Consider the following 8,529-nt stretch of genomic DNA (forward strand, 5'->3'; position numbering starts at 1 on the left):
GGGCAGCGATAATTCTTTCCAGAACCGCTACAGAGTGGCCGAGACCGGAGCGTATGCATTCTTCCCGGATCCGGTGGACATACCTGAACTTGCCGAAAGGATTGAGTCGCTTGCCATTGAACGCAGCGCCAATGTACAGGGGCGGGTGCTGATCGTCGAAGACGATGCCGAGCTGGCCGAACACTATTGTCTGGTGTTGCAGGCGGCCGGTATTGAGGCGCAAGCAGTGTCAGAGCCTTTTCACCTGACGTCCAGCCTTGCAGATTTTGTGCCGGACATCGTCCTGATGGATGTTCAGATCGGCGACTATTCCGGTGTCACGCTCGCCCGGCTGATTCGGTTCGAGCCACGGTGGTTGAGCCTGCCAATCATTTATCTCTCTTCTGAGGATGATCGCGAAAACCAGCTGGAGGCTTTGTCCAAGGGCGCGGATGAATTCCTGATGAAGCCGGTCTCGGATAGTTATCTGGTCCGGTCGGTGCGCATTCGTTGTTACCGGGCCCGTCAGCTTTCCGAGCTTATGAACCGGGATAGCTTGACCGGTCTTCTGAAACATTCATTGATCAAGGAAGAGGTTGAAAAAGAACTGGCAAGATGTCGTAGGAGTGGTCACCGGTCCTGTGTTGTTATGCTTGATCTCGATCATTTCAAGACGGTAAACGATACTTGGGGCCACTCGCAGGGTGATATCGTGATTCGCACCCTTGCCAACCTTCTGAGAAATCGGTTGCGCGAGACTGATATGATCGGTCGTTACGGAGGCGAGGAGTTTCTGGTGGTTTTACCTGAGTGTGATGTTTCTGCGGCCAAAGACCTGATTCGTGGAATTGGTGAAAGCTTTTCCGAACTTTCTTTCGTGGCGGGAGAGTCCAGCTTTCAGGTTACTTTCAGCGCAGGCATTGCCGCGATTAATGATTTTACCAACGGTGAGGATGCCCTGAATGCCGCCGATCAGGCGCTTTATGAGCGCAAACGCGGTGGCCGTGACGGGGTGACCGTTTACTCTTCCAAATAATGTCCGTTGTACGCTTAGGGTGGTCATTTGAAAGCGCTGATTCTTGAAGACGATGATCTCATTGCAGAGTTGCTGGAAACTGTCGTCGCGGGCCTATACTCGGGTGTGTCTGTTGTGCTCGCCGATACTCTCGGTGAAGCGCTCAGGCAGGTAAAAAATAACCGGTTTGACCTTTACATTGCGGACAGAAATCTGCCGGATGGATCGGGGCTGGAACTTGTCAGGCAGGTGCGTCAACTGGATCGTGATGTTCCCATTGTGATGGTTTCCGGCCGCTCTGATCGGGAGTCTGTGTTGCAGGCGGCTCATTACGGGATCGACGGTTACATGACCAAACCCTTCGATGTGGCGAACCTCCACGAACGGCTTGGAAAGCTACTGAAAGTCGATCAGACCTCTGAAGCGCCGGACCTCAAGACATTGCTCCGTGATTCACTGGAGGAAGTGATTCAGTTGCCCTCCGATGTGGACCCTTCGGACATTCTTGAATTAATCGGTCGCCAGGGAGATCTTTCCGCGGCGCAGCTGGCTGAGCGCTGGCGAGAAGAGGCCAGCCTCACCGCCCGTTTGCTGGATGTGGCCAACAGCAGCTCATTCAGGCGTTCCGGCAAGCCCGTTGAAACTCTGAGAGATGCTATCGGGTCTCTGGGCGTACCTCTTGCACTGAACCAGGCTTTGGCGTTGTCGCTGGATGTATCCAACAAGCTGCAGCATGAGCCGCTACGCGAGCTTTCAAAAACCTACCACGAATGCGCCTTGCAGGTGGCAAAAGAGGCCCAGCGATTGGCGATCAGCCTGAAGAAACAACCCCTCCCGCTTCAAAAAGCCGGGTTGCTAAGCCGCCTGGGCGAGCTCGCTGTTCTCAAGGTACTCAACCAGTATGCTGCAGCCGGAGGTGAAATCGGAACGGCAGAGGCGGAAAAGGTTCTGGAGGAGTGGGCACAGGCTTATGGAAACCGGCTCAAGGTTCAATGGCGCTTGCCGCTGGGGGTCCGGGAGCTGATCGGTGCCGTCCATTTTCTGCCCAACGATTGCACCCGTGAGGAACGGCTGATTATGCGTGCTGCCTCTCTTTTGGCTTCAGGCGAGCAGGACTCCGAGGAATGCCGCAGGCTGATTAGACGCATTGGTATGGAAACCGAAGAAACAGAGCGGGAGAAAAGTAATGGAGAGTAAACAACAAAACTTGCCTCAGAAGATTCTGTATGTTGAGGATGATCCGGATATTCGGGCAGTCGCGGAAATTGCTCTGGAGGATGTCGGCGGCTTTTTAACGGCGATTTGCGAGTCCGGCGCTGAGGCTGTGGAGAGAGCCCCAGAATTCGAGCCGGAACTGATTTTGCTGGACGTTATGATGCCGGGAATGGATGGTCCTACGACGTTGCAGGCACTGCGTGAGCTTGATGGGATGGAGACAGTGCCAGTCATCTTTATGACCGCCAGGCTACAGAAATCCGAAATCGAGGAATATCAGGCGTTGGGAGCGCTCGGTGTCATACCGAAGCCCTTTGACCCCATGAACCTTTCAGAACAGATTGCTCAGATTCTGGCAGATGCGGTGGGGCGAGATTTCCGGTAGTCTGGCCAGCCTGAGCCCTGTTTAGACTGATGAGGTAGTCATGTCATCCTCCCCATCCCGGGACGAATTGAAAGCCAAGCTGAATCTTGAGACTTCTCGCATCCGCTGGCACGATCTGCAGACCTACTTTGCGAGGGGGCAGGTCGTCAGGGTGTCGCCGGACCTGGATCTGCTTGAAGTGGCGACTGAGTTGGCGGCGGATAACAAAGCCCGTTTCGAACAGTGGATGAACGATGGACGCGTTGGTGAGGTTGCGCCGGACACCGCTCAGGATTGGTATGATCGCAATGCGGAACTCTGGGCGGTCGTCATCGCACCCTGGGTTCTCGTGCAGGACAGGTCAGGGCATGTTCTGCACTGACAGAATGGCATCATGAAGCTCCACTATTTCCACGGCCGTAGCCCGCTTCGGGATCTCGTCATGGTGAAAGACGGCCAACGCATCGAGCTGCACATCCGGCCAGCAGGCGGCGGTCATTGGGGCCTGGTAGCTCTGGCTGGCCCTGACCGGGGGCGCCCGGATGGGCAGTTCTGCCGTGGGCCCTGGCCAACCCAGGCCCGGGCTGAATCGGTTCTCAGGAGCGTCGCCGGCACCATGGTGGGAAAAGGCTATGAGCCGAAGCCCGGAGATTATGCGGTCTGGTCCGTTACCGCCCAGCGTCTTGCCCGCACTATCGGAGCTCCCCAGGGCGAACAGGCCACCCCGGATGCCGATCCCGACCAGTTCAAACCCCTGACCTGATAACCCCCTTTTCTTTTCGAGGACGCCATGCTGACTGGAGCCTTGCTCATTCTTGCTCCCCTGTTTTTTGGTTTTGCCATCGCCCTGGAAAACCGCCGTGCCATGACGGTGATCCATTACACGGTGGAGGTCCTGGTCTATTTTATCCTGTTGCTGCTGGGCCTGGGGCTTGGCCAGATGGAAGGCCTGGCGGCGCAACTGGGTGGCATGGCGACTCAGGTACTGGCACTAGTGCTGGTGCTTTTCGTCGCCAACATGTTTGGGCTCTGGATGTTCCACCGCTGGCAGCCAATGTCCATCGAGCGGGTCGAGGGCAGTGTCAGCCCCGGATACCGCCGGCTTTTTCTGGCCGGCCTGAAACCGCTGGTGGCGGTTGTTGCCGGGCTGCTTGCCGGCTATTACCTGTTGCCGGACATGCCCATGGCGGAACAACTGGCGACCTGGTCCCTGATGTTGCTGCTGTTTCTGATCGGCCTGCAGTTGCGCAATGCCGGGCTGTCGCTGCGCAAACTTCTGATGAATCGTCAGGGGCTCGGTATCGCGCTGGCTCTGACGCTCAGTTCCCTGGTGGCCGGTGCCCTGTTGATACCCTGGCTTGGGTTGCCCTGGCACGACGCCCTGGCGGTTGCCTCCGGGTTTGGCTGGTACTCGCTGTCCGGCATTGTCATCGGCGAAGCCCTTGGCCCTGCCTGGGGCGGCGTGGCCTTCCTCAATGATGTGCTCAGGGAGATTGTTGCGCTGGCAATCATCCCCTTGCTGATTGCCAACAGGCCGGCCATGGCTATTGGTTATGGTGGCGCTACCGCCATGGACTTCACCCTGCCGGTTATCCGCAGCAGTGGCGGGCTGACCTGTGTTCCGGTGGCGATCGCCTCCGGTTTCTTGCTGTCTTTTCTCTCGCCGGTGCTGATGGGGGTGTTCCTGTCTTTGGGATAAATTGACACGGTGCAATGCAAGTTGCGGTTTTACGGGTAGTATGTGAAGCAGTAAACTGTCGTTTATTGACAAATGTTAATGTCTTCGCCCGGTCCGGAGCCTGATGCAACGCCGTGAATTCCTTGGTCTATCGATAGCAGCCGGACTGTCCGCGGCGGGATTGCCGGGTTGCAGCGATTCCGGCCCGCTGAGGTTCGGTATTCACCCCTGGATCGGCTACGAGCCACTGTACCTTGCCCGTGATTTCAACTGGTTGCCGGATACGGTTGCGCTGGTGCCGGGCACGTCTGCCAAAGACTCCATGGAGGGCCTTCTTTCAGGGGCGCTTGATGGGGCGGCACTGACTCTGGATGAAACCATACGGGTCCGGTCGAGTGGGCTGGAACTGGTTGTGGTTGCCGTCGCTGATGTGTCCGCCGGCGCCGATGTACTGATGGTCAAGCCATCGATCACGGAATTGACAGCCCTCAAGGGGCAGCGGATTGCGGTGGAGCTGAACGGCGTCTCGGGCGTTATGCTGTTTAAAATCCTTGAGGTAGCAGGGCTCGGTCGCAGCGATGTGATAAAAGTGGATTTGCCGGTAAGCCAGCATGCGCAAGCCTGGTCCCGGGGTGAAGTTGATGCTTCCGTGTGCTACGAGCCAACAGCGTCACTCATAGAGAACGCCGGAGGAGTCAGACTCTTCGATAGTAGTGCCATTCCGGAAACCATCTTCGATGTGCTGGTGGTGACCCGGAAAGTGGCAGAAAGCAATTCCAGAGCGGTTCGCGACCTGTTGATCGGACATTTTACCGGCCTGCAGCACCTGGTGCGGAGCATGCACGACTCAATGTACCGGATTGCCACCCGTCAGGGGATCAGCCCGGACGAGGTCCGCATGGCACTGGCCAGCGTTATGCTGCCGGATCTGGCCGCAAACCAGCGTTATCTCAGAGCAGCCGGACCCATCGAAACCATGGCCGGATCCCTGTCTCGCCTTATGCTGGCAGAGGGTATGATTGATCAAAATCCTGGCATCCAGCGCATGTCAGATCCTTCGTTTCTGCCAGCGAGGGTCTCTTGAATATTCGCCGGTTTGTTGCCTGTCTTTGTTTTCTGTTTGCCACGGAATTTGTGGCGATGGCATCAGCCAGTGCCGATGAAACACTGACTATGGGTGTATTCGCCTATCGGCCGGACAGTGTGCTTCAGGAACGTTACCAGCCTCTGACGGACTACCTGTCCAGGGAAACCGGCATATCCGTAAGGCTGGAGGTTCTCAATCAGGAGAATATGAGCCGGGCGATCGCCGCCAACCGGCTCGATTTTTTTCTTACCAATCCCAGCCATTTTCTACTGATCCGAAGCGAACGCAGTCTGACCGGCGTTCTGGCGACTCTGGTCAGGCGCTCCGGCCAGTCTTCGACCGGCAGTCTTGGTGGCGTGATCTTTACCAGGGCCGAGCGCGACGACATTGAACAGCTCGCTGATATCCGTGATAAGACCATTGCCTCGCCCGGTGTCCATTTCCTGGGGGGCTACCAGACGCAGGTTCTCGAGCTCCTGGATGCCGGTATTGATATCCGGAGAGTGAATCTGATCCGGTTTATGGGCACCCACGACCGAGTGGTTCGTTCGGTTCTCTCCGGAGATGCCGATGTAGGCTTTATCCGAACCAGCATTCTGGAACAGATGGCGCAGGAAGACCCTGATCTGTTTACCAAGGTCAAGGTTCTGAACCGTCAGCGGCTGGCGGGTTTCCCCTACGTTGTTTCAACCCGTCTATATCCCGAATGGCCCGTGGTGGCGCTGCCCCATGTAAACGAGCGGGCCGTCCGCCGTATCGCGTCGGCGCTTTTTGCCATTGAGCCGGAAGACGAGGTGGCGCTGTCAGTCGGCATTTCGGGTTTTTCGCCGCCCGCAGACTACCAGTCGGTTGAGTACCTGGCTCGCACTCTGCGGGTGCCGCCCTACGACCAGGTGCCCCAACTTACCTGGGTGGATGCGTTGCACCAGTATCGGCTCTGGGTCTTTACCATTCTGGTGTTGGTCATGTTGCTGGTGGCCTCGTCGCTCTGGCTGGGCAGGAGCAAGCGGCAGCTGGCCGCGGAACAGAGGCGTCTGCGCCAGCTTATCCGGGGTTGGCCACAAGCTGCATTGCTGATCCGGGGTGGACTTTTCATCGACACCAACCGGGCTTCTGTTGACCTGCTCAGGTACACCTCCAGTGAATCACTGGTCGGCAAGGATCTGGCGGTCTTTTCGCCGGAATTCCAGCCAGACGGGCAGATTTCCCGACAGAAAATGGCGCCCATGCTGGCCCGGGTTTCGGCGGGTCAGGTGGAACAGTGCGAATGGGTTCTGAATCGCTCTGACGGCACGGAAATCTGGGTGGAGCTTACCATGGCGCCCGTCCACACCGAGGACGAACCGGAAGCTCTGATTCTTTGCTCCCTGTATGAAATCACTCTCCGGAAACACGCGGAACAGCGGCAGCGGCTGGCGGCGAGCGTCTTCGAATACGCCCGCGAGGCTATTTTCATTACTGATAATCACGGCATCGTGATTGATGCCAACGATGCGTATCTGGCGATAACCGGCCGGCCCCGCAATCGGGCAATAGGAAGACTGCCACCCCTACCGGTGGAGGAAGGCAGTGGTATTTTCGCCAGTGCCCGGTCTCAGGGCTTCTGGTCCGGAGAGTTTTCCAGCAGACGCAATGATGGCGAGCCGATTACCTTGTCGGTAACACTGAGCAGTGTTCGTGGCGATCATGGCGAAGTCTCGCATTTTGTCGGTATTTTCAGTGACATCAGTCGGCTTAAAGAGCAGGAAAGAAAGCTCCGGATCATGGCCCATTACGATGCCCTGACCGGAATGCCTAACCGGGTTCTGTTTGCCGACCGATTGCAGCAAGGCATGGCTCTTACCCGGCGTCAGAGCGGCAAACTGGCGGTGGTTTATATTGATCTGGACGAGTTCAAGCCGGTAAACGATGCCTTCGGTCATGAGGCGGGTGACCAGTTGCTTGTCGAGGTGGCCGCCCGTATGCGTTCGGAACTCCGGCAAGAGGATACTCTGGCGAGGCTCGGTGGTGATGAGTTTGCGGCCATCGTGATGAATGTTCAGGACGACGCATCTCTTGAGACCCTGTTGGTACGTCTTTTGGCGCGGGTGGCAGAACCTGTCTGGGTTGCCGATCACAGCGTCGAAGTTTCAGCCAGTATCGGCTACACGCTGTTCCCGCAGGCAGAGGATCTGGACGGCGACCAGCTCCTGCGCCAGGCCGACCAGGCCATGTATCAGGCCAAGCACCGGGGCCGCAATCGCTATGTCCGATTCTCTGATCCATCTTCCTGATAGCAGCTGTTGAACCACTCTATTCCGAGCTGTCCGCGGCTGTCAGCGTTCTCAGGCGAGGAATTTCCTGACATCAATCTTGTAGGTTTCCGGATCAACGGCTCGCAGAATCCGGTCCTGTGTGCCCGGTTTCGCGAGATCGAGGGTATCTACTGTGATCGGCATGCGGAATTTGGTGTGGTACATAACGCGCACAGTCGGCAGCCTCTGGTCACTTTCATTGGCTTCAACCACGACGCCAAGGCGACCACTTTCCAGAAGCACCAGCGAACCCACCGGGTAAAGGCCCAGGCACCGGATAAACTGTTTGACCAGACTGGGATCGAGGTGAGTGCCGCTCCACTCCAGAAGCTTCTTCAGACCCTGTGTTGGTGTCATGCCCTTGTGATAGACCCGGTCTGCGGTGATGGCATCGTATACATCGCTGATCGCCACCATGCGACCGTATTCCGAGATCTCATCACCCTTCAGACCCTCTGGATAGCCTGTGCCGTCGAGGCGTTCGTGGTGCTGGGCCGCCGTGATGACGGTGAGCTCGCCAATGCCCTCTGTGGTAGCCAGAATGTCCCGTGAATGGCGGGCGTGGAGTTTCATCACTTCAAACTCCTCCGGGGTCAGGCGTCCGGGCTTGTGCAGTATCTCGTCGGGTGTGAGGATTTTTCCCAGGTCGTGGAGAAGTGCGCCCACAATGGTCTGGTGCAGGACGTCAGACGACAGGCCGCGGTAGTTCCCGAACAGGGACATCAACACACTCAGATTTACCGAGTGTTCCAGAAGATAATTGTCTTTTTCCCGGATGCGCCCCAGGCAGCTTAGTGCGTTGGCATTCCTGAGCACGGAGTGTTGCAGTTCGTCCGCCAACTGGTGGATGGGCGCCACATCGATAGCGCTGCCCACCTTGGCGTGGTTCATGAACTC

At 57.3% G+C, this 8,529-nt stretch carries 9 protein-coding genes; 8 read left to right on the top strand and 1 reads right to left on the bottom strand.

The genetic code is table 11. From position 1 onward, the window contains the following. From B2W52_RS04790 to B2W52_RS04825, 8 genes are all read left to right on the top strand, one after another. Positions 1-1,015: GGDEF domain-containing response regulator (locus B2W52_RS04790; RefSeq protein WP_286801647.1), on the top strand; the 1,015-nt coding region annotated here is incomplete at its 5' end. A gap of 27 nt (positions 1,016-1,042) precedes the next feature. Continuing rightward, positions 1,043-2,191, top strand: coding sequence for a response regulator (locus B2W52_RS04795; protein WP_008173029.1), 1,149 nt, complete (start codon positions 1,043-1,045; stop codon positions 2,189-2,191). After that, positions 2,181-2,594: a response regulator gene (locus B2W52_RS04800; protein ID WP_008173027.1), complete on the top strand. Its 414-nt coding sequence runs from the start codon at positions 2,181-2,183 to the stop codon at positions 2,592-2,594. The genes B2W52_RS04795 and B2W52_RS04800 overlap by 11 nt, the downstream gene beginning before the upstream one ends. Before the next feature lie 40 nt (positions 2,595-2,634). Next, entirely contained in the window at positions 2,635-2,955 is a 321-nt protein-coding gene (locus B2W52_RS04805) for a DUF2288 domain-containing protein (RefSeq protein WP_008173025.1), read from the top strand. 12 nt (positions 2,956-2,967) lie between these two features. After that, on the top strand, positions 2,968-3,336 hold the full coding sequence (locus B2W52_RS04810; protein ID WP_273069570.1) for a PA4575 family protein: 369 nt from the start codon (positions 2,968-2,970) through the stop codon (positions 3,334-3,336). A gap of 27 nt (positions 3,337-3,363) precedes the next feature. Then, a complete protein-coding gene (locus B2W52_RS04815) occupies positions 3,364-4,272 on the top strand; it encodes a LysO family transporter (RefSeq protein ID WP_273069568.1) in 909 nt (302 codons plus the stop codon). Between the two features lie 103 nt (positions 4,273-4,375). Next, entirely contained in the window at positions 4,376-5,335 is a 960-nt protein-coding gene (locus tag B2W52_RS04820; RefSeq protein WP_273069567.1) for an ABC transporter substrate-binding protein, read from the top strand. A 56-nt stretch (positions 5,336-5,391) separates the two neighbouring features. Then, on the top strand, positions 5,392-7,611 hold the full coding sequence (locus B2W52_RS04825; protein WP_273069565.1) for a PhnD/SsuA/transferrin family substrate-binding protein: 2,220 nt from the start codon (positions 5,392-5,394) through the stop codon (positions 7,609-7,611). 51 nt (positions 7,612-7,662) lie between these two features. Here B2W52_RS04825 and B2W52_RS04830 read toward each other — a convergent pair. Continuing rightward, positions 7,663-8,529 (bottom strand): HD-GYP domain-containing protein (locus B2W52_RS04830; RefSeq protein ID WP_286801652.1); only part of this gene is annotated, 867 nt, incomplete at its 5' end.

Source organism: Marinobacter sp. UBA2498 (assembly GCF_002341575.1).
In the GTDB taxonomy this organism is placed as follows: Bacteria; Pseudomonadota; Gammaproteobacteria; order Pseudomonadales; family Oleiphilaceae; genus Marinobacter; species Marinobacter manganoxydans.